Raw genomic sequence first — 19,807 nt, 5'->3', positions numbered from 1 at the left:
TAGGTTTATGAAAAAAAGCTTCTGGTTTTTGTTGTTCAGTGTACTTAGTTGCCATGTTGGGGCTACGGCAAGCACGGAAGATTTACAAGTGCAGCGGGCTGAAGAGCGGCTCCAAAAAGCAATTGCTAATCCTGAATTTATGCTTAAAGGCTGGATAGAATTACCTACATCACCTGCGGCACGCAAGAAAAGTGTGCATCGCATGGGATTGCGCGAAGCGATTTTATTGGCTTTGCGGTATAACCCTAATATCCAAAATGCGGAATTAGACCGGGTGGTGCAACGTTATCAATTGCGTCTGGCGCATAACGAATTTGAAGTGCAATATGCTTTGGGCGCATCGGGAGTCATCCAAAAAAGTAGATTTAACGGCATTGGTTCGGATACGACGCATACCCTTTTGGCAAGTCCTGAATTTGATGTGCAGACGAAGCTCGGTACTAAAGCAAATCTGAGTATCGATAATAATGTATCTGGTGATAACAATTTTAATCCCGTATTAAATTTTTCGTTAACTCAGCCGTTATTACGCGGCTTTGGCAAAAATGTGAATGAAGCAGCCTTATTAGATGCGGTTGATAATGAATGGTTAAATAAATTAAGTTTACGGCAATCGGTTGCCGATCAAATTACGCAAGTGATCATGGCTTACCGTACTTTAATTTTAAGCGGTAATAATCTACAAAATCAGCGCTTGCAGTTAAAGGAAGCGCAAAAATCCTATGAAATTAACCAGAAAAAAATAGAAGCAGGGCAATTAGAACCTACAGGCAATATTCAGCAATCGTACCAAATTGAGTCGCTCAGTTTAATGGTGGAGCAGGGTGAAAATGAGTTTCAAACGGCAACCCAAGACTTATTGCAAACCATAGGTCTCGACCCGGATACCCATTTGTCTGTACCCAGTGATGTGACGGTGGAAGAAATTATCGTCCCTGATTTACAGCAAACAATTGAACAGGCCCTAAATCATAATACCCTTTATCTGGCACAAAAAATGGCCTTACGCGCGGATGAGCGTGCTTATAAAATTGCTAAAAACCAACAATTATGGCAAGTGGATTTAGGTGCCTCGGTACAAAGCGGTACCCAAAATGATGTAACTGGAGGCAATAATGGGGTCCGCGGTATTTATAATGGTAATAACTTGACCCAGGCGGCACGCTTGACCGTAACCGTACCCTTACATGATGTCAGTCGCCGTAGTCAATTAATTAACGCGAAGATCCGTTTAGAAAAAGATCGCTTAAATTTGATTGCTGCTAAAAGAGCATTGATTACCAGTATTACGAACACCATTAATAATATCCGTAGTTTGGCCAAACGCTATCAATTGGCACAAAAGCAGGTGAAGTTGGCCGAACAGTCTTATGCCTTGGAAAAGAAAAAGCAACAAGCCGGCATAGCCACTGCTTTGGACGTGAATAATACTCAAGATCGGTTGATTCAAGCGCAATCCGGATTAATCGGAGCAAAAATTGCGTATCTTAATCAGATCTCAGCGCTGCAAAGAACGTTAGGCAGCACGCTGGAGCATTGGAAAATTAAACTAAGGTATGGCGGATGACAAGGTATTTAAAAAAACTGCTCAGCATCTGGCTGCGGCGTATGGTTACGTTGTTTTTCACGAGTCTGCTCTTGTCGGCCTGTGGTGGACACGAATCGCAAAAAGCGCAGGATTTGCATCGTTTTGCAGTGGAAGCACAAGTGGCGCATAAAAATTTGCATTTTACCGGGACGATTCAACCTTTACATGAAAGTACTTTAACCAGCCCTATGGAAGCAGTGGTTGAGACGATGAATTTTCATTATGGGCAATTGGTTAAAGCCGGTGAGGTGATTTTAACGCTAAATTCGAATGAGTTACAAAAACAATTTAATGATACCTTAACAGAATATCTAAAGGCTAAAGACAGTTATACTGTTGCTAAAGCTAAATTTGCCGGGACCCAGGAATTATGGAATTCCGGCTTATTGGCGAAAAATAACTATTTAAGCGAAAAATCCAACATGGATACAGTACGGGTGACCTTGATGCAATCCACGCGTAAACTCAGTGAAATGTTGGAAAAAGTAGATGAAAAAAATGCAAAAAAAATGTCGACATTGAGTTTGGCTGATTTTGATAAAGTACGTACTATCTTAGCGGCAAAGCATAATTTAATTCAGTTAAAGGCACCACGCGCTGGCATCTTACTGTATCCGCCCAAAGCCGGTGAAGATAAAAGCGCACGCATTACGGTCGGTTCTTCGGTTAAATCAGGTCAGGTGATTGCATTAATTGGTGATTTATCTGGAATTAGTATTGAAATTGAAGTTCCAGAAATTGATATTTCCCAGATACATAGCGGTATGCAGGCAACGATTAGCGGTATTGCCTTTGGTAAACACCCCTTGCAAGGAAAATTGGTGGCTGTGAATGCGCAAGCATCTTCTACTAGTAATGGTCTGCCATTTTTTACCGCTGTAGTTGAAGTGAAGTCGTTAACCCCAGAACAACAACAGTGGATCAAAGTGGGGATGAGCGCGGCGATTGAATTAAGCGTGGACAGTGGTAAGCAGCTGGCAATTCCCATTGCCGCCATTAAGCGCGAAAAAGGACAAAGTGTGGTTCAGGTGCAAAATGCTGCGGGTACTATTGAAAAAAGGATTATTACTACCGGCGCCGCAAAAGCGGATTCAGTCGTGGTCGAGACTGGTTTGCAAGAAGGTGATGTGGTGGTTTATGAGTGAAACCTTGTTGTCTTGCAGCGCTGAAAACGCAAACCCTGGTAGGCATCCATTAATGAGCCTCACTAATATTGTAAAAACCTATCATCTTGAAGGTATTAGTTCTACGGTATTAAAAGAAGTCTCACTCAAGGTCTATGAAGGCGACTTATTGGCCATTGTTGGTGCTTCGGGTTCAGGTAAATCCACCTTAATGAATATTATTGGCTTATTGGATAAAGCCGATGCCGGAACCTACCTACTCAAAGAGCGTAATGTGGCCGCGTTAACGGATGATGAATCAGCACAATTACGTAATCAAAATATAGGCTTTGTCTTTCAGCAATTTAATTTATTGCCGCGCTTTACCGCCCTGCAAAATGTGGCCTTACCTTTAGTCTACCGTGGCACCCCTGCTGCTGAAATGCATGAGCGGGTGCATGCGGCTTTAGAGCACGTCGGCATGCAGCGCTATGCCCAGCATCGCCCTACCCAATTGTCCGGCGGCCAGCAGCAACGTGTTGCCATTGCGCGAGCCCTTGTCAGCGAACCACAGGTACTATTAGCCGATGAACCTACGGGCGCCTTGGATTCACGTACTGGCAATGAAGTGATGAATTTATTTTTGACCTTACATGCCCAAGGACGCACTATTATTATGATCACTCATGATGATCATATTGCCTCTTTATGTAAGCGTCGCATTACCTTGGCGGATGGCGCGGTCATTGCGGAGGCCTCGTAATGAGTTTTTCCCTGCTATGCCAACAAGCCTTGGTGAATTTAACCGCTGCAAAGTTGCGTTCTTTTCTCGCTGTTTTAGGTATTTTGGTGGGAACCGCCGCGGTGGTGGCATTAATTAGTTGTGGCCAATTGGCTACGGAAAAGGCTTTGGAACAATTTAAAGCTCTGGGAACCGATTTATTGGCCATTGCGGTTTATCAGAAAAATCCCAGTAAATCACCAAGCAATAGTGATTCTGTTTCTATCGAACAATGGCGGCAAATACCGGAACGTATTTCCTATGTTGTCAATCTTGCTCCCTACAGTACAGCGTACCAACCACTAAGCTTTCAAGGAAAATTAATGCAAGGGGTAATTATTGGTGCAGACGAACATTTGGCCGAAATTGTGAAAATTAAATTAGTGCGAGGTCATTTTGTCTCCTTTGTTGAATCCTTTGAGCATTATTGTGTGATTGGTGATGGTTTGGCGCAGCAAATCAAACAAATTAGTTTTGATGACCCGATTGGCAAGCAATTACGCATAGGCCAATCTTTATATACCATTATCGGCGTTGCTGAACATTGGAAGGAAAATGGCTTTTTTAATGAAGATGTTAATCAGGCGGCCATTATTCCTTTGGCAGGTATCAGCTTGGTCAGTAAAGATGCCAAAATAAATAATGCTGTTTTAGAATTAAAACCGGATAGTCCCATCGATAACATCATTGATGAAATTAAACAATTTATTAGTTCCATCTCGCCGAAACTCAGTGTTTTTCCTCGTAGTGCGAAGCAAATTATCGCCAGCATGGAGAGTCAGGGGCATATTTTTACCTTATTGCTGGGGGTGATTGGCGGTATTTCCCTGCTGGTTGGTGGTATTGGGGTGATGAATGTCATGCTGGTTTCAGTGAGTGAGCGTAAAAAAGAAATTGGTATTCGTAAAGCAGTAGGGGCAAAAAATAGTGACATTCAAGCCTTATTTTTGGTTGAGTCGGTCATGTTGTCTTTAGTTGGCGGCATACTGGGTGTCATTTTAGGCTTAATTTTTACCTGGATTGTCGCCTACTTTAGCGCCTGGACTTTTACTATTTACATGCTTCCACCGCTGGCTGGATTTTTGGTCTCTGCGGCGACCGGCATCTTCTTTGGTTTTTATCCTGCTCGGCGCGCTGCGAAATTAACGCCTGTAGTTTCCTTGCGTAGTGAGTAATCCCCCTAACGCTTGGTTGCCATCAGTGTTTATCTAGTGCAAGTAGTGGTTTTTGCAAAGAGTATTTATTACATTTGAATTTATAAACTAAGTACTCTATGATAAAAAACTCTTTTTAAAATGGAATTTAATATGTTAAAGAAATCTCTGGGATTGGCGGTTTTAACATGCAGTATGGTTTCTTTCACCGCGTGCGCGGATGGGGCGGCGGCGACTCAATCAGTCCCTTCAAGTTATATGCCGGTGGATATTCATGAATCCTTCCAAAGTATTTTGCAACGCATGAGTGCGGCAAAAGAAGGTATTAATCAAAAGCAACAAGACCTGCTAAAACAGCGTTATGATTTAAGTAATAATCCATCTAAAGATGCCAAGATGAGTAATGGCAAGCCGGTGCAAGAAGGCGTGCGAGTGAAGCTACCTGATGGGATGACTTGGGAAAAGTTAAGTCAAATGACACCCGAAGAGATTAAACAACAAGGCCTTTTCCCACTGGGCTTTTTGCCTTTGTCGCATCCGAATCACCCAGAGGGGGGAATGGTATTTCCTAAATTTGCCATTGATGAAATTAACAAACAAGAAAATCGTGATTTAACTCGTTTTGATTTGGATTATGATATTCCTGACCATTTTTTACCGCCGTACCCCGCGCCTATTTATTTAACTACGCGACCTGATTTAGGTGATGTATCCAAAGGAAAGTTAGTAACCATTGATAACTATTATGAATTATTTAATGGCATATTAAACCCCAAGCAATTGGAAGGGCTGCGCCTATTAGTGACCCCCTTTCCACAACAACAGTTTAACCAAACGGAAGACCGCCGGACTATAAAAGCAAGTCGTGGTGTCGCCTGTCTTGATTGTCATGCTAATGGCCATACGAATAAAGCAACGCATTTGACTGGAGAGGCTCGGCCGCAAGAGTTTCGCCATCGCGTGGACACGCCAACATTGCGTGGCATGAATATCCAACGTTTATTTGGCTCGCAACGCGCCTTAAAAACAGTAGAAGATTTTACTGAATTTGAACAACGGGCCGCTTATTTTGATGGGGATCCGGTGATTGCGACTAAGAAAGGTGTGAATATCTTAGAACGTGGTAGCCAAGTACATTTTATGGCGGAATTCCAGGAAATTCTTGATTTCCCTCCCGCACCCAAGTTGAATTGGGAAGGTAAATTAGATCCGGCGAAGGCAACGCCTGCAGAGATGCGTGGTCAGGAACTCTTCTTTGGCAAGGCTAAATGTTCTGCTTGCCATGCTGCGCCTTATTATACAGACAATACCATGCACAATTTACAGACGGAGAAATTCTATCCACCACAAATGGTTAATGGGATGAAGGTTGTTGGTGATGGACCAATCAAAACCTTCCCCTTAAGAGGTATTAAAGATTCTCCTCCTTATTTGCATGATGGTCGTTTGTTGACATTGGCGGATACCGTCGAGTTTTTTAACCTGGTATTAGAGCTGAAATTAACTAAAGATGAAAAAGCAGATTTAACAGAATTTATGAAAGCACTGTAACACCTTAAAAACGTGCAGGGAATTCTCTTCCCAGCACGTTGCCCTATTTACGGAGCAAGTACTAACAGGACGTCATCTTCTTCCTCATGACTTGTGTCTTGGCTAACTGAGCTGGTCTTGCAGTGATTAAAAAAATGATATTTATCGTGTTTAAAATACTGTTGTAATTCTCTTAGTGTTTGCTCTTGGTTTTTATACTGCCCATCTGCTTCAAAGAAGGCTGCATGAATGTATCGCTGTGCAAATAAATTTGCTTCAGTAATCGTGATAAAGCATTGTGCAGGAAAGAGTGACTGCGTGACTGTTGTTCTAAGCTCGGGATTCGCATCATTGCAGGCAACATTCATTTCGGAATAAGAGCCACTTTTAAAATTCCAAAAAATAATCTTACCGTGGATGAATAAAATTTCACCACCATAAGCAGGTATTTGCCCATTAAATTTTTTCATCCGTTCTTGACGCTCAGGTATAAAAAATGAACTGTGCTTATTTTTAGCGTATTAAACGACAAGGCGATTCCTGCATGATAGCTTTTAAAATGACTAAAACGACTTAAAACAAAAATTCGATCATCTCTTGTTTCGTACATGATGTAAGCGTATAGCCCGTGGATTTCAGCAGGACATACCATTTTTGAGAAATCACCATAATAATAGGTGTGAGGTGCATCGGCGGCAATAAGAATTTTGGTTTTCCTAGTCATTGTTTTACTCCAGTACAGAATGAGTATCTTAGCCAAGAGAGTAAAGCTTATTTATAACGAATTAAATGTATTAGGGAGGCATTCTTTACAATTTGCCAACATAATTGAGGAAAATTATTCCTCGGTTTTCCACAAATGGTCTATCTTATAGAATACATTTCAGTTATAAATTTAAAATAGTAAAAAAATCAAGGGGAAAGGTTATGAGAAAATGGGGGCTAGCAATAATGGCATGTGTTTTAATACATCACGTTGCCTTTGCACAGCAAAACTGGAATCAATGGGTTGCTGATGTACGTACAGAAGCTCTGCGTCAGGGGATCTCGCCAGAGATTTTTGATAGTGCCTTTGCCGGTATTCATGAGCCTAGCCATCAAATTAAGGGACTTTTACGCTCGCAACCGGAACATCGCTTAACCTTTAGTAAATACCGTAGTACGCGGGTAGATAATTACCGCATTGCCATCGGCCGTAAGGAATTTAAAAAGAATCGGGCGGTATTGGAAGATGTTGCTAAAAAATATGGGGTTAACCCCTGTTTTATCGTTTCTTTCTGGGGAATGGAAACCAGTTATGGTACGTACATGGGGAATTTCCCGGTCATTAAGGCATTGGCTACCTTAGCTTATGACTCCAACCGTAAAGATTTTTTCCGTAAAGAGTTATTTATTGCCTTGCGCATTCTTAATGAAGGTCATGTCAGTTTGGCTGATTTCAAAGGCGAATGGGCTGGTGCTTCAGGACAGCCACAATTTTTACCTTCCAGCTGGGTGAAATACGCTGTTGATTATGATGGTGACGGGCATCGTGATATTTGGAGAAGCAAGCCTGATGTCTTTGCTTCCATTGCGAATTACATGAAGCAAAATGGTTGGCAAACGGGTGAACCTTGGGCCATTCAGGTCAAGTTACCGAAGAACTTTGATATGGCGATGGAAGGCAAAACCATTGTCAAGCCAGTTAGTGAATGGGGTTCCTTAGGCGTGCGCACCGAAGATGGTCAAGCACTTCCTTATCAAAATTTGCAGGCAAGTATTGTCCAACCTTTGGGGGGGCCAACCTTCATGACGTTTCCCAATTATAAGATGATCTTGCATTACAATAATTCCATTTATTATGCAGGTGCTGTAGGTTATTTAGCGGATAAAATTTGCCAGGGACAACAATGGTAATGCCTATGATTGCATATCTTGATAAGACAGCCAGCTTGACCCCGGTGGCAAAAAGGATAATCTGTGATAAGGCCACTGAATATCCGCATACGGGAGCTTACAATCAGGTTATGACACAAGGGACGTATTTATGTCGACGTTGTGGTTTGGCTCTGTTTCGCGGCTCTAGTCAATTTAATTCGGGCTGTGGCTGGCCAAGTTTTGATGAGGATATTGTGCAGGCGGTGAGGCAGCTATCAGATAGTGATGGCCAGCGCATGGAAATTTTATGTGCGCGCTGCGATGCACACTTGGGGCATGTCTTTACAGGTGAATATTTTACCCAGAGAAATTTACGCCATTGCGTGAATTCAGCCTCTATTGATTTTGTGGAAGATGGCCAAGTTATGGATACTGAAGAAGCCATTATGGCCGGAGGTTGTTTTTGGGGAGTGGATCATTTCTTAAAGCTAATTCCTGGGGTACTGCGCGTTGAGGTTGGCTACACTGGTGGTCGCATATCAGAACCCAGCTATGAGCAGGTTTGCCAGGGCGATACTGGTCACTATGAAGCCGTGCGGGTGCTTTATGATAAAGATAAAACGGATTATCATCAGATTTTAAAACGTTTTTTCGAAATCCATGATCCGACACAAAAAAATGGCCAAGGCCCTGATCTGGGGCAACAATACCAAAGCGCTGTGTTTTATTATAATCAGGAGCAATTAGCAGAGGCAGAAACCTTGGTGCAAATGTTGCGTAAGCGTGGTTATCAAGTGGCGACGAATTTGCTACCAGTACAGGCCTTTTGGCCTGCGGAAGATTGTCACCAGGATTATTATGGCAAACACCGCAAAGCGCCTTATTGCCATCAGCCAGTTAATCGCTTTGGTTAATATATATTTATTCTAATTGCTCGGGCAGTTGGAATCTTGCTTTGCTGCCCGAAAATACTCTGGTTCCAATTTACAATTCTTTATATTGTTGGTCTGCTTCTTCTGCTTTGCGCTTATTTTCTTGCAATTGATATTCATTAAGTTGTTGTTGCCAAAAGGTATTCGCCTGAGTTTTTAGTTGCTGGAGTTTGCGCACTAAGAGCCCCAGATGCGCGGCCAACATTGGTAATTTCGTCGGGCCAAATACCACTAAGGCAACAGTGAAGATCAGCAACAGTTCCATACTCATAACGATTTATTATCCTCTTTGGAACGGTCCTTTGCGGGCTCATCATGCAACGCCTTACGGAAATTTTTAATTGCCTCGCCCAGATCAGTACCTATAGTTTTTAATTTAGAGGTACCGAAAAGAGCGATAATAATGATCAGGATTAATAATAAAGAAAGGGGGCTAATACCACTGAGTCCCATGTTAATTCCTCGTGTTTCGGTTAAATAGAGCCAACAGTCCAGCAACTACGAAGCCACTTAAAGCCAGAACTGAAAGTTGTTTATGATTGATTAGATGCAGGTAATCAAGAGCAGCTACGAGCAGAAAAGACAGGCTGGCACCAATGGCAATACCGTTCCAGCTAATGCCTGATGTTTCCGGCTCTTGTTTGGTGGTCGCTAATTCTTTTGCGGTTATGAGTTGTTCCTTTTTCAGCTCGAGAAGATCAAAAATCAGTCGTGGCATATGCGGTAATTGCTCGGCAAAGAAGGGCATATTTTGTTTTAGCTGATTGAGAAATGCTTTTGGGCCTATTTGCTCTTTTACCCATTTCTCTAAGAAGGGCTTTGCGGTTGCCCACAGATCCAGTTCAGGATAAAGCTGGCGTCCTAAACCCTCTATTGCCAATAAAGTTTTTTGCAATAAAACCAGTTGTGGCTGAACTTCCATATGAAAACGGCGCGCTACTTGGAAGAGGCGTAATACGACCTGGGCAAAAGAAATGTCTTTTAAGGGCTTTTCAAAAATTGGTTCACAAACCGTACGAATCGCACTTTCAAACTCTTCAACTCGGGTATCACGGGCTACCCAGCCTGATTCAACGTGTAATTGCGCTACCCGCCGATAATCACGATTAAAAAAGGCCAGTAGGTTGTCTGCCAAATAACGTTTGTCATTGTCATTTAACGTACCCATAATGCCAAAATCGATGCAAATATATTGTGGATCGTTAGGATGCTGATAGGAAACAAAGATATTGCCTGGATGCATGTCGGCATGAAAAAAGCAATCACGAAAAACCTGGGTGAAAAAGATTTCTACCCCTCGTTCAGCCAATTTTTTTACATTCACACCCTGGGCTTGTAAGGTGCTTAAATCAGAAACGGGAATCCCATGGATGCGTTCCATGACCATTACATTATAACGGGTATAATCCCAATAAATTTCAGGGATATACAAGATGGGTGAACGGTCGAAATTACGCCGCAATTGTGCGGCATTCGCCGCTTCTCGTTGTAAATCAAGCTCATCAAGCAAGGTATATTCAAATTCTTTGACAATTTCCCTTGGTTTTAAGCGGCGGCTTTCCGGCCAATAGCGATCAGCCCATTTGGCGAGGGTATGCATGATGCTGAGATCACTCTCGATTACCCGGCGCATATTCGGCCGTAGCACTTTAATAATAACATCTTCACCCGTTTTTAAGGTCGCGGCATGTACTTGAGCCATGGAGGCTGAGGCCAAAGCCACGGGGTCAAATTCGGCAAAGACTTCATAAGGCGACGCGTCATAGGCTTGGGCGATAATTGCGGTGGCCTGGGCACTGGAAAACGGCGGCACTTTGTCTTGGAGTTTACTCAATTCTTGCGCAATTTCGGGCGGTAAAATATCCGGGCGGGTAGAAAGGGCTTGACCAAATTTAATGAAAATAGGTCCTAGCTCTTCCAGTGATTTACGCAAGGCTTCACCATGGCTTAAATGTTCTTTACGGAACCAATTCCACGGATTTAAATAGACAATAAACCTCAGCGGCGCAAAAAGTCTGAGGGAGACCACCACATTATCCAGTCCATTTTTAGCCAGAATGTAATTGATGTGGAGGATACGAAAGAGTTGTTTAATCGATTTCATGGCGACTTAGTAAATGATTTACATGGGCTTGTAAGCGTTCAACACTTAATGAGAGTTCGTCGACCCCGACCAAAAAATCCTCTAATTCATTTTTTGATGGGACGACACGTAGCTCTTCCTGGAGGTATTCAGACAAATTTTGCCGCATGGAGTCGTCAAAATGTTGCTTTAAGTTCATTCCTTTGCGGATAAACGAACCAATCTGATGGGCAATGACATCGCCGGTAAAGTGGGCCAGATGCCCTTCCCAGTCAATATCCATTTCATCAAATAGTTTTTTAACTTGTTGCCCTAATTCGATGTCACCGGACATCCGGATTTTATCATTGAATAAAGAACGGGCTTGTGATGCCGGCAACAAGCTTAAACGGATTAAGCCAAGGGGATTGCTGTGAATGATGGTGTCCGCACGTGTATCATAGTGATCAAGCAACTGGATTTCACCGTTTTTAAAATGGATAAAGAAATTGACATTTAGCGGCGTAATAATCATTTCCAGCGTTTTGTTTTCAAGTGCCTGTAGCTTGGCTGGCATATGCTCATCTAAGAGCATGGCCTTATTAATGGCTTTTTGTAGTGCTTTTAGGGAATATTTTTTAACATAATTGACTCAATATTTATAAGCAATGTGCAAGGCAACTATGCCACCACTTAGATTATGATAATGGCAATCTTCAAATCCGGCATCCTCAATCATTTTTTTCAGCATCTCTTGATTAGGATGCATGCGAATGGATTCAGCAAGGTATTGGTAACTGGCTTCATCTTGTGCAAAGAACTTGCCTATTTTTGGTAAAATAGTAAATGAATACCAGTCATAAACCGGTTTTAAGCCCGGGAGCGCCGGGGTTGAGAATTCCAGAATCATTAACTTTCCACCCGGTTTACAGACACGGTACATTGAACGTAGCGCTTCATCTTTATCGGTTACATTTCGTAGACCAAAACCCATGGTGATGCAATGAAAGCTATTATTGGCAAAAGGCAGGCATTGTGCGTTGCCTTGGACAAAATCAATGTTTTTATAAATGCCTTCATCCAGTAAACGATCACGTCCGACATTAAGCATGGCTGAATTTATATCCGCCAGGACGACTAGCCCTGTATCGCCAACCTTTTTTGCCAATAAGCGGGTGAGATCGCCACTCCCGCCGGCTAAATCAAGAACCACTTGTCCTGGTCGTACTTGGCTTAAATCGACCGTATAGCGTTTCCATAAGTGATGAATGCCCAGCGACATGAGATCGTTCATGATGTCATAGTTTTTTGCTACGGAATGAAAAACTTCAGCAACTTTTTTTTCTTTCTCATCCCAGGCTACCGAAGAATAGCCAAAATGAGTGGTTTTCTTTTGATCGGTCATAAATCACATGGCTTTTGTTATTAAATGCTACATGTTAACCGATCTTTGATGAGATACCCAGTTAAATTCTGTGTCTTAGTCGATAAATTAATCCAAGGTGGAGTCTGGATTGGACGTGGTCGTAATCTAGGTATTTTTGTCACTTACAGATTATCTAAGGCAGTTAAATAATGTTGCTCATCGGGCGGCAAGTTATTCTTTTGCGATAGCCATAAGCATTCTGCTAATTGCTCCATCATTAAATGCTCTACCGCCAAGGGGTTAGCATATTTTTCCAGCAGTTTTTTATAAGCCATACTAATTCCCTGAGGGCGGTCAGTAGCTACCTGTTCTCTAATTGCCAAATGCAACCCCATGTGCAAAAAGGGATTGGTTTCGCCCAACTCGGGATAATAAGTTTGTTGCTGAAACTTGTTATGATTTTCCACAGTGTTGTGGTACTCGGGATGCGCCAGTATGACCTGCACAATCTCGCTTTCTAAGGGTAGCAAGGGCTTTTGTTGTCGGTACTTTTCCCAACTGCTAAAGAACATTTGTCGGGTTTCTTGAATAGTATCGCCGTAAAACATGAGGACTCAATCGTTTAAAAAGCTTGAGTGTAACGGAATAGAATAAGAACAACAATGATTGGTGTGGTAGGTGATGTGCTAATTTATGAATGCTCCTTATGGTAAATAAGTTGACACTAAGGGGATAATTGTGAGATATTCATTCTGCGAGGTTGGACTTGCTATGTGTCATTCCACTGGGTTAATTGGCGACACACCGATTGGCCCTTTCTATCTTGAAAAATTCCCAATTTATATTACTATCATTTAGTTGTTAAGTGCGGTTTATTGCTGTTCAAGCGTAACTAAAACTAATCGTAAACAATCAGAACCTAATTTAATGCCGATAATCGTCATTAACAGCCCACTAATCAGTTCTATGCCTTTCCATGCTGATTAAAATAAACAAACATAGTTAAATAACATAAAATTAAAGGTTAAGATTGTGATTATAACATTGCAACTTAGTCGTTGTAGAGTATAAAATGCGGCGGTTATTCTGTCTCCTCAAGAGAATCGTGCAAAATAAGAACAAATAGGAGGGAGCGTGGGCTCTTTGTTAGTAAGAAAGCTGATTGTTGCTGCAACTATGGCAGTACTAGGCGTGATGGGTCAATTATTACAAGCTGAAACGGTTCCTGCACAACAGAAATTACAGCTGATTGATGGATATTATCCGGCTTATCCACCTACTGCCCCAGCTGAGGGTGCGCAACAGGAATTAATTCAACGCGGGGAATATCTGGCCAAAATGGGCGATTGTATTTCCTGTCATACCGACGTACATGCGGGAACACCTGCTTATGCAGGAGGTTTGCCAATAGAAACGCCTTTTGGCACATTCTATAGTCCTAATGTGACTCCCGACAAAGAAACCGGTATTGGTAACTGGAGCGAGCAGGATTTTATCCGTGCGCTAAAAGAAGGCCGTGATCCGCAGGGAAGAAACTATTTCCCAGTGTTCCCATACTACTATTTTGCTAAAGTTACTGAGGATGATGCACGCGCTTTGTATGCTTATTTCATGAGCTTACCCCCTGTGCGTCAAGAAAATAAACCGCTACCCTTTCCCTTTGGTGTGCCAGGGGCTCGCCTTAGTTTATGGGGATGGAATTTATTGTTCTTTTATCCAGAAGTACATGATTTTCAATACGATAAAAAACAATCTCCAGAATGGAACCAAGGTAAGTATATTGTTGACGGTTTAGGCCATTGCAGTATGTGTCATACCCCATTAAATCCATTTGGCGCGCCCAAAAACAAGTATTATTTAACCGGTTCTTTTATTGACGGTTATTGGGCACCAAACATTACTAAATATGGCTTGGAATCAGCAACGCATGAAGAAGTTACTGATGTATTCAAAAAAAATCAGTTGATTAATAATGCCGGACCAGTAGCCGGCGGTATGGCAGAAGTCAACCATAACAGCATGATGTATTTGACTGATGCCGATCGCATGGCGGTTGCTATATATCTAAAAACGGTAGAGAGTGAAGAGCCATTGGGATTAGCTCCTTCTAACGCGCCACCATCACGGTCACGAGGCAAACAGGTTTATTACACTGCCTGTGTGATTTGCCACCAAGATGGGCAAATGGGGGCACCGCGTATTGGTGATGCAGTGAACTGGTATTCGCGTTTGAAAACCAGTGGCTTAACTGGCTTGTACCGCCGTGCCATTCATGGCTATAACTCAATGCCGGTTAAAGGCGCTTGTGTAACATGCTCTGACAACGACATTGTTTCTGCAGTGGATTATCTGCTTAATGAGTCATTGACCCGTACTGAAGTGGTGGATCTTAAGTCGGGTGGTGCAGCTAAATTCCCAACTAATGGCACTGATGTGTATAATGAAAACTGTGCGGTTTGCCATAATGAAGGCAAATCAGGCGCGCCAAAAATCGGTGATAAAGAAGTATGGAAGCCGTTAATTGCCAAAAATATGGATGTATTGATTGAAAATACTGTTAATGGGAAAAACCATCCTAAAAATGGTGGCTGTGCACAATGTACTGGCAACGAAGTAATCGAAGCGATTAAGTACATGGTCAGTAAATCTAAAACTGAAGGTAATTATTCATTGTGGTAAACATGAATGCTTTGGGTTGTTTGCACAACGTAGATTGCGGTAGATTATTTAAGTAAATATAAAAAATTAAATCGACTGCCAGGCATTGCCTGGCTTCTTGACGAGATGAGGAATTGGGATGTTAAACAGGTTAACTATCTGTAGATTAATGACAATGCTTGGTGCATTGATTGCTGGCCAGCCAGTATTTGCTGCTGCGGATAACTGGCAGTTAAATATGTACGAGGGGGTAACGCCCATCAGTAAAGATATCTATCATCTACATATGGTCTGTATGGTAGTTTGTGCCATTATTGGTGTTGTAGTGTTTGGGGTAATGATTTATTCCTTGATTCACCATCGCAAATCCAAAGGCTATAAGCCAGCATCATTCCATGATAATCCACGTCTTGAAGTGATCTGGTCGCTTATACCTTTCTTGATTCTGATTGGTCTTGCGGTACCCGCTACGCGCGTTTTAATTCGTATGGATGATACGAAACAGTCTGAAGTTACCGTTAAAATAGTAGGGTATCAATGGCGCTGGCAGTATGAGTACCTTGATCAAGGCATTACTTATTTTAGTACCTTATCTACGCCGTCATCGCAAATTCAAAATAAACAAGAAAAAAATGAGTGGTATTTATTAGAGGTTGATAAACCACTGGTTTTACCAATTAATAAAAAAGTTCGCTTGCTGGTTACCTCCAACGATGTAATTCACTCTTGGTGGGTGCCTGAATTAGGCATTAAACGTGATGCGATCCCAGGATTTATGTATGAAGCTTGGGCGACGATTGAAAAACCGGGCACTTATCGCGGTCAATGCGCGGAGCTTTGTGGTATTAATCATGGCTTTATGCCGATTGTTGTGGAAGCTGTAAGTCAGGCAGATTTTGATAAATGGGTTGCTGCACAAACCTTAAAACATGATCAATATGCCGGTGAAGAAGCCCAACCTGCTGCGCAAAAAATAATGCAACGTGATGAGTTGATGACGCTGGGTAAGCATAAATATGAACAATTATGTGCCGCCTGCCATCGCGCCGATGGCAAAGGTTTACCCCCCCTGTATCCTGCACTTAAAGGCAGTTCGGTGGCCGTCGGGCATCCTATTTCTCGCCATATAGATATCATCCTCAACGGTATACCTGGTTCGGCAATGCAGCCCTATAAAGACCAGCTTAGTGATGACGAGATTGCTGCGATTACTACCTATGAACGTAATGCTTGGGGTAATAATACCAATGATACGATCCAACCTGCAGCTGTTGCTGCAGAGCGGCAAAATGCTAATAAACAACCAACCATGGTTAATAAAGTTAAAGCTGGAGGTTTACAATGAGTCATACATTAGTACATGACGATGAGCATCATGCTCATGGGCCTGAGCAAGGCAAAGGTATTCTAGGATTTGTGAAGCGCTGGCTGTTTACTACTAACCATAAAGATATTGGTACCCTTTATCTGTGGTTGGCGATGATTAGCTTCTTTGTTGCTGGAGGCATGGCCTTGGTGATTCGCGCTGAATTATTTCAACCCGGACATCGTTTTGTTGACCCGAATTTCTTTAATCAAATGACGACCTTGCATGGTTTAATCATGTTATTCGGAGTGGTAATGCCGGCATTTACCGGAATGGCAAACTGGCAGATTCCGATGATGATTGGCGCGCCAGATATGGCCTTACCCCGTCTTAATAACTGGAGTTTCTGGATTCTCCCGTTTGCATTTATCTTATTGTTTTCAACCATGTTTCATGCGGGTGGTGGCCCTAACTTTGGTTGGACTATGTATGCTCCTTTATCTACGCAATACGCCCCGCCCAGTACTGATTTTATGATTTTCTCAATCCATATGATGGGTCTTTCATCTATTATGGGTTCGATTAATATTATTGCGACCATTTTGAACTTGCGTGCTCCCGGCATGACTATGATGAAAATGCCTATGTTCGTGTGGACCTGGTTAATTACGGCCTTCCTGCTTCTTGTGATTATGCCTGTATTAGCTGGTGCGGTAACCATGATGTTGGCTGACCGTCATTTTGGCACCAGCTTCTTTAATGCCGCTGGTGGCGGTGATCCAATTTTGTTCCAACACATATTTTGGTTCTTCGGACATCCTGAAGTCTATGTCTTGATATTGCCGGCTTTCGGGGTTATTTCCGAAATTATTCCTACCTTCAGTCGCAAGCCTTTGTTCGGTTATCACTTTATGGTTTATGCGACGGTGAGCATTGCGGTATTGTCCTTTATTGTGTGGGTGCATCACATGTTTACCACAGGAGTGCCGTTAGGTGCGGAACTGTTCTTCATGTACACCACCATGCTTATTGCGGTACCAACCGGCATTAAAGTTTTTAACTGGGTGAGTACCATGTTTAAGGGCTCAATGACTTTTGAAACCCCCATGTTATTTGCTTTGGCTTTTCTCTTTTTGTTTACCATTGGTGGTTTTACTGGATTGATGTTGGCCTTGGTCCCAGCAGACTTCCAATACCAGGACAGTTATTTCGTGGTGGCGCATTTCCATTATGTGCTTGTTCCTGGCGCTATTTTTTCCTTGATTGCGGCAACCTACTATTGGCTGCCTAAGTGGACTGGTCATATGTATAGCGAGCGCTTGGGTAAATGGCATTTTTGGTTATCGGTGTTTTCTGTGAATCTGACTTTCTTTCCCATGCATTTTTTGGGATTAGCCGGTATGCCTCGCAGAATTCCTGACTATGCCTTACAATTTACCAACTTTAATATGATGGCGACTGTAGGTGCCTTTATCTTTGGCTTCTCGCAATTATTGTTCTTATATAATGTGATTGCCACGGTAAGAAAGAGAGGCACTAATAAAGATGTGACTACCTCCAGAGTTTGGGAAGGCGCTCAAGGTTTGGAGTGGACCTTGCCTTCTCCTCCTCCGTACCACACATTTACAACACCGCCTGAATTAAATTTGTAAAAATATAGGTGACGTTGTATGAACAAAGAAAGTAATCACCAGCGGCTACTGGTAATTTTAGTCGCTGTAGTATTAGGAATGTTCGCTTTTGGTTTTGCTTTAGTTCCTATTTACAACAGTCTATGCAAGACCTTAGGGATTAATGGCAAAACCAACACGGAAGCAGTAGCTTATGATGCCGCAACGGCTAAAATTGCCAAAGATAGAGAGGTTCTAGTCGAATTTGTAGCGACAAATAATAGCGGCGTACCCTGGGCTTTTTATCCCAAAGTACATAAGCTTAAGGTTCATCCTGGAGAAATAGTGAAATTGGAGTTTTACGCTGAAAACAAAACGGATCATCCGATGACGGTGCAAGCAATACCAAGTGTCACGCCCGGTATTGCTGCTAAGTATCTGAAAAAAACGGAATGTTTTTGTTTTACTCAGCAAACGTTGAATGGCCGTGAGGCAATGAATATGCCCCTGCTATTCCATTTAGATACAGATTTACCAGAAAAAGTAAACACGGTTACTTTGTCTTATACCTTGTTTGATGTGACGGGTAGAAGTTAACGAATTATTGATACAGGAGACTTAAATACAATGGGAGCACATGGTACTTATTACGTCCCCGAGCCCAGTCACTGGCCTTTGGTTGGCTCATGCGGATTGATCACTTTTTTAGTGGGAGCAGCATCCTGGCTTCATCATGATTGGTATGGACCTTACATATTTATTCTAGGTCTTGCAATCCTAATTAGTATGATGTTTGGCTGGTTTGGTCAGGTTATCTATGAAAATGGCAAAGGCGTCTATGATCTTCAGGTAGATCGTTCATTTCGTTGGGGCATGTGTTGGTTTATTTTCTCTGAAGTGTGCTTCTTCGGCGCATTTTTTGGCGCCTTGTTTTATTCGCGTCTGTGGTCAATTCCTCTGTTGGGTGGTGAAGTGCACCCTATGACCCACTTTACTTTATGGTCTGACTTTAAAGCGACTTGGCCGGTATTAGTTAATCCAGACAACCAAATATTTGCTGGTGCGCATGAGGCGATGGGGGCTTGGGGCTTAGCCGCGATTAACACCCTAATCCTGTTGACTTCAGGGGTGACAATTACTTGGGCGCATTGGGCGTTAAAATTAAATAAGCGTAATCAATTATTGATTGGTATGGGCTTAACCATTGCTTTAGGTATCCTGTTTTTAACATGCCAGGCCTATGAGTATTATGATGCGTATACCGAAATGAATTTAACCTTGTCTTCTGGTATCTATGGAACCACCTTTTTCATGCTCACCGGTTTTCACGGCTTACACGTTACCTTAGGTACGATCATGCTGATTGTGATTCTAGTGCGTTGTAAACGCGGCCATTTTACACCGGAGCGTCATTTTGCTTTTGAGGGTGTGGCTTGGTATTGGCACTTTGTTGATGTGGTGTGGTTATTCCTATTTATTTTTGTTTATTGGTTGTAACTTCTGTAGGTTGGGTCGTTTGACCCAACCGATGTTAGTCCTAATACTTCCCTACTACTATGCTGTTTTTTTAATTAATCGGATCATCCCTTATGACCAGAATAACCTATTCTCGCGAGACTTTATTACGCTATAACACGCCTGCCTGCCAGATTGCTCCGGCAGTTATTCCTAAAGAGCTGCGTATTACGCAATACCCTAATATTGCAACCTTATTTAACAATCGCCATGGTTCTGCTTGTCGGCCGGATGTTCGCAAGCGATTTAATCATGATTTGGATCCAAGCTGTGGTGCGGCTGTAGTTGTATGAGCCGGTTTTACTTAGGTTACACTATGGCGCTGTCAAAACAGCACCATGCGGT

At 42.4% G+C, this 19,807-nt stretch carries 21 protein-coding genes; 13 read left to right on the top strand and 8 right to left on the bottom strand.

Going from position 1 to position 19,807, the window contains the following annotated elements:
* Nucleotides 1-7 precede the first annotated feature (7 nt).
* The 5 genes from LDG_RS01825 to LDG_RS01805 all read left to right on the top strand — a co-directional run bounded on the left by LDG_RS01825 (nucleotide 8) and on the right by LDG_RS01805 (nucleotide 6,177).
* Nucleotides 8-1,567, top strand: a complete 1,560-nt coding sequence (locus tag LDG_RS01825) for a TolC family protein (protein ID WP_006869394.1) — start codon at nucleotides 8-10, stop codon at nucleotides 1,565-1,567.
* A 41-nt stretch (nucleotides 1,568-1,608) separates the two neighbouring features.
* Complete coding sequence (locus LDG_RS01820; protein WP_407635259.1) at nucleotides 1,609-2,733, top strand: efflux RND transporter periplasmic adaptor subunit; 1,125 nt, start codon at nucleotides 1,609-1,611, stop codon at nucleotides 2,731-2,733.
* A gap of 52 nt (nucleotides 2,734-2,785) precedes the next feature.
* Entirely contained in the window at nucleotides 2,786-3,454 is a 669-nt protein-coding gene (locus LDG_RS01815; RefSeq protein ID WP_040534182.1) for an ABC transporter ATP-binding protein, read from the top strand.
* Nucleotides 3,454-4,647, top strand: coding sequence for an ABC transporter permease (locus tag LDG_RS01810; protein WP_006869391.1), 1,194 nt, complete (start codon nucleotides 3,454-3,456; stop codon nucleotides 4,645-4,647). The genes LDG_RS01815 and LDG_RS01810 overlap by 1 nt, the downstream gene beginning before the upstream one ends.
* 132 nt (nucleotides 4,648-4,779) lie before the next feature.
* On the top strand, nucleotides 4,780-6,177 hold the full coding sequence (locus tag LDG_RS01805) for a hypothetical protein (protein WP_006869390.1): 1,398 nt from the start codon (nucleotides 4,780-4,782) through the stop codon (nucleotides 6,175-6,177).
* A 47-nt stretch (nucleotides 6,178-6,224) separates the two neighbouring features.
* Here the strand turns inward: LDG_RS01805 and LDG_RS01800 are convergent, their stop codons facing one another.
* The gene (locus tag LDG_RS01800; RefSeq protein ID WP_006869389.1) at nucleotides 6,225-6,626 is read right to left on the bottom strand and encodes a hypothetical protein; all 402 of its coding nucleotides are present in this window, start codon (nucleotides 6,624-6,626) and stop codon (nucleotides 6,225-6,227) included.
* Nucleotides 6,623-6,880, bottom strand: a complete 258-nt coding sequence (locus tag LDG_RS01795; protein WP_006869388.1) for a hypothetical protein — start codon at nucleotides 6,878-6,880, stop codon at nucleotides 6,623-6,625. Before LDG_RS01795 ends, LDG_RS01800 begins: the two co-directional genes overlap by 4 nt.
* Nucleotides 6,881-7,083: 203 nt before the next feature.
* Between LDG_RS01795 and LDG_RS01790 the strand changes: the two genes are divergently transcribed.
* Nucleotides 7,084-8,052 carry a lytic murein transglycosylase gene (locus LDG_RS01790; protein ID WP_040534146.1) on the top strand — a complete coding sequence of 323 codons (969 nt, stop codon included), beginning with the start codon at nucleotides 7,084-7,086 and terminating at the stop codon, nucleotides 8,050-8,052.
* Between the two features lie 5 nt (nucleotides 8,053-8,057).
* Nucleotides 8,058-8,927: a bifunctional methionine sulfoxide reductase B/A protein gene (locus LDG_RS01785; protein ID WP_006869386.1), complete on the top strand. Its 870-nt coding sequence runs from the start codon at nucleotides 8,058-8,060 to the stop codon at nucleotides 8,925-8,927.
* Nucleotides 8,928-8,997: 70 nt separating this feature from the next.
* Here LDG_RS01785 and LDG_RS01780 read toward each other — a convergent pair whose 3' ends face one another.
* The 6 genes from LDG_RS01780 to LDG_RS01755 all read right to left on the bottom strand — a co-directional run bounded on the left by LDG_RS01780 (nucleotide 8,998) and on the right by LDG_RS01755 (nucleotide 12,981).
* A complete protein-coding gene (locus LDG_RS01780) occupies nucleotides 8,998-9,216 on the bottom strand; it encodes a Sec-independent protein translocase subunit TatA/TatB (protein WP_006869385.1) in 219 nt (72 codons plus the stop codon).
* A complete protein-coding gene (gene tatA / locus LDG_RS01775; RefSeq protein ID WP_006869384.1) occupies nucleotides 9,213-9,398 on the bottom strand; it encodes a twin-arginine translocase TatA/TatE family subunit in 186 nt (61 codons plus the stop codon). Before tatA ends, LDG_RS01780 begins: the two co-directional genes overlap by 4 nt.
* Nucleotide 9,399: 1 nt before the next feature.
* The gene (gene ubiB / locus LDG_RS01770) at nucleotides 9,400-11,049 is read right to left on the bottom strand and encodes a ubiquinone biosynthesis regulatory protein kinase UbiB (protein ID WP_040534144.1); all 1,650 of its coding nucleotides are present in this window, start codon (nucleotides 11,047-11,049) and stop codon (nucleotides 9,400-9,402) included.
* The gene (locus LDG_RS01765; RefSeq protein WP_006869382.1) at nucleotides 11,036-11,602 is read right to left on the bottom strand and encodes a ubiquinone biosynthesis accessory factor UbiJ; all 567 of its coding nucleotides are present in this window, start codon (nucleotides 11,600-11,602) and stop codon (nucleotides 11,036-11,038) included. Before LDG_RS01765 ends, ubiB begins: the two co-directional genes overlap by 14 nt.
* 57 nt (nucleotides 11,603-11,659) lie before the next feature.
* On the bottom strand, nucleotides 11,660-12,412 hold the full coding sequence (gene ubiE, locus LDG_RS01760; RefSeq protein ID WP_006869381.1) for a bifunctional demethylmenaquinone methyltransferase/2-methoxy-6-polyprenyl-1,4-benzoquinol methylase UbiE: 753 nt from the start codon (nucleotides 12,410-12,412) through the stop codon (nucleotides 11,660-11,662).
* A gap of 143 nt (nucleotides 12,413-12,555) precedes the next feature.
* Nucleotides 12,556-12,981 (bottom strand): DUF1841 family protein, encoded by a 426-nt coding sequence (locus LDG_RS01755; protein ID WP_040534140.1) that lies wholly within the window; start codon nucleotides 12,979-12,981, stop codon nucleotides 12,556-12,558.
* 526 nt (nucleotides 12,982-13,507) lie between these two features.
* Here LDG_RS01755 and LDG_RS01750 point away from each other — a divergent pair.
* The 6 genes from LDG_RS01750 (at nucleotide 13,508) to LDG_RS01725 (ending at nucleotide 19,755) form a co-directional block, all read left to right on the top strand.
* On the top strand, nucleotides 13,508-15,052 hold the full coding sequence (locus LDG_RS01750; RefSeq protein ID WP_040534139.1) for a c-type cytochrome: 1,545 nt from the start codon (nucleotides 13,508-13,510) through the stop codon (nucleotides 15,050-15,052).
* Nucleotides 15,053-15,170: 118 nt separating this feature from the next.
* Complete coding sequence (gene coxB, locus LDG_RS01745; RefSeq protein ID WP_040534137.1) at nucleotides 15,171-16,376, top strand: cytochrome c oxidase subunit II; 1,206 nt, start codon at nucleotides 15,171-15,173, stop codon at nucleotides 16,374-16,376.
* Entirely contained in the window at nucleotides 16,373-17,989 is a 1,617-nt protein-coding gene (gene ctaD / locus LDG_RS01740) for a cytochrome c oxidase subunit I (protein ID WP_006869377.1), read from the top strand. The genes coxB and ctaD overlap by 4 nt, the downstream gene beginning before the upstream one ends.
* An 18-nt stretch (nucleotides 17,990-18,007) precedes the next feature.
* A complete protein-coding gene (locus LDG_RS01735) occupies nucleotides 18,008-18,544 on the top strand; it encodes a cytochrome c oxidase assembly protein (protein WP_006869376.1) in 537 nt (178 codons plus the stop codon).
* A 30-nt stretch (nucleotides 18,545-18,574) separates the two neighbouring features.
* Nucleotides 18,575-19,444 carry a cytochrome c oxidase subunit 3 gene (locus tag LDG_RS01730; RefSeq protein ID WP_006869375.1) on the top strand — a complete coding sequence of 290 codons (870 nt, stop codon included), beginning with the start codon at nucleotides 18,575-18,577 and terminating at the stop codon, nucleotides 19,442-19,444.
* 92 nt (nucleotides 19,445-19,536) lie between these two features.
* A complete protein-coding gene (locus LDG_RS01725; RefSeq protein WP_006869374.1) occupies nucleotides 19,537-19,755 on the top strand; it encodes a hypothetical protein in 219 nt (72 codons plus the stop codon).
* The last annotated feature ends 52 nt before the right edge of the window (nucleotides 19,756-19,807 follow it).

It is taken from the genome of Legionella drancourtii LLAP12, assembly GCF_000162755.2.
Classification (GTDB): Bacteria; Pseudomonadota; Gammaproteobacteria; order Legionellales; family Legionellaceae; genus Legionella; species Legionella drancourtii.
The sequence above is the reverse complement of the archived record's forward strand: the minus strand, read 5'-3'. Positions and strand labels throughout refer to the sequence as shown.

What these genes read in the sequence shown, in the direction of transcription:
- LDG_RS01815 (WP_040534182.1), top strand. Translation starts at nt 2,786, where the DNA reads ATGAGCCTCACTAATATTGTAAAAACCTATCATCTTGAAGGTATTAGT.
- LDG_RS01735 (WP_006869376.1), top strand. Translation starts at nt 18,008, where the DNA reads ATGAACAAAGAAAGTAATCACCAGCGGCTACTGGTAATTTTAGTCGCT.
- LDG_RS01810 (WP_006869391.1), top strand. Translation starts at nt 3,454, where the DNA reads ATGAGTTTTTCCCTGCTATGCCAACAAGCCTTGGTGAATTTAACCGCT.
- LDG_RS01800 (WP_006869389.1), bottom strand. Translation starts at nt 6,626, where the DNA reads ATGAAAAAATTTAATGGGCAAATACCTGCTTATGGTGGTGAAATTTTA.
- LDG_RS01765 (WP_006869382.1), bottom strand. Translation starts at nt 11,602, where the DNA reads ATGCTCTTAGATGAGCATATGCCAGCCAAGCTACAGGCACTTGAAAAC.
- LDG_RS01820 (WP_407635259.1), top strand. Translation starts at nt 1,609, where the DNA reads ATGGTTACGTTGTTTTTCACGAGTCTGCTCTTGTCGGCCTGTGGTGGA.
- LDG_RS01730 (WP_006869375.1), top strand. Translation starts at nt 18,575, where the DNA reads ATGGGAGCACATGGTACTTATTACGTCCCCGAGCCCAGTCACTGGCCT.
- LDG_RS01825 (WP_006869394.1), top strand. Translation starts at nt 8, where the DNA reads ATGAAAAAAAGCTTCTGGTTTTTGTTGTTCAGTGTACTTAGTTGCCAT.
- LDG_RS01790 (WP_040534146.1), top strand. Translation starts at nt 7,084, where the DNA reads ATGAGAAAATGGGGGCTAGCAATAATGGCATGTGTTTTAATACATCAC.
- LDG_RS01725 (WP_006869374.1), top strand. Translation starts at nt 19,537, where the DNA reads ATGACCAGAATAACCTATTCTCGCGAGACTTTATTACGCTATAACACG.
- LDG_RS01755 (WP_040534140.1), bottom strand. Translation starts at nt 12,981, where the DNA reads ATGTTTTACGGCGATACTATTCAAGAAACCCGACAAATGTTCTTTAGC.
- ubiE (WP_006869381.1), bottom strand. Translation starts at nt 12,412, where the DNA reads ATGACCGATCAAAAGAAAACCACTCATTTTGGCTATTCTTCGGTAGCC.
- coxB (WP_040534137.1), top strand. Translation starts at nt 15,171, where the DNA reads ATGTTAAACAGGTTAACTATCTGTAGATTAATGACAATGCTTGGTGCA.
- ubiB (WP_040534144.1), bottom strand. Translation starts at nt 11,049, where the DNA reads ATGAAATCGATTAAACAACTCTTTCGTATCCTCCACATCAATTACATT.
- LDG_RS01780 (WP_006869385.1), bottom strand. Translation starts at nt 9,216, where the DNA reads ATGAGTATGGAACTGTTGCTGATCTTCACTGTTGCCTTAGTGGTATTT.
- LDG_RS01785 (WP_006869386.1), top strand. Translation starts at nt 8,058, where the DNA reads ATGATTGCATATCTTGATAAGACAGCCAGCTTGACCCCGGTGGCAAAA.
- ctaD (WP_006869377.1), top strand. Translation starts at nt 16,373, where the DNA reads ATGAGTCATACATTAGTACATGACGATGAGCATCATGCTCATGGGCCT.
- LDG_RS01805 (WP_006869390.1), top strand. Translation starts at nt 4,780, where the DNA reads ATGTTAAAGAAATCTCTGGGATTGGCGGTTTTAACATGCAGTATGGTT.
- tatA (WP_006869384.1), bottom strand. Translation starts at nt 9,398, where the DNA reads ATGGGACTCAGTGGTATTAGCCCCCTTTCTTTATTATTAATCCTGATC.
- LDG_RS01795 (WP_006869388.1), bottom strand. Translation starts at nt 6,880, where the DNA reads ATGACTAGGAAAACCAAAATTCTTATTGCCGCCGATGCACCTCACACC.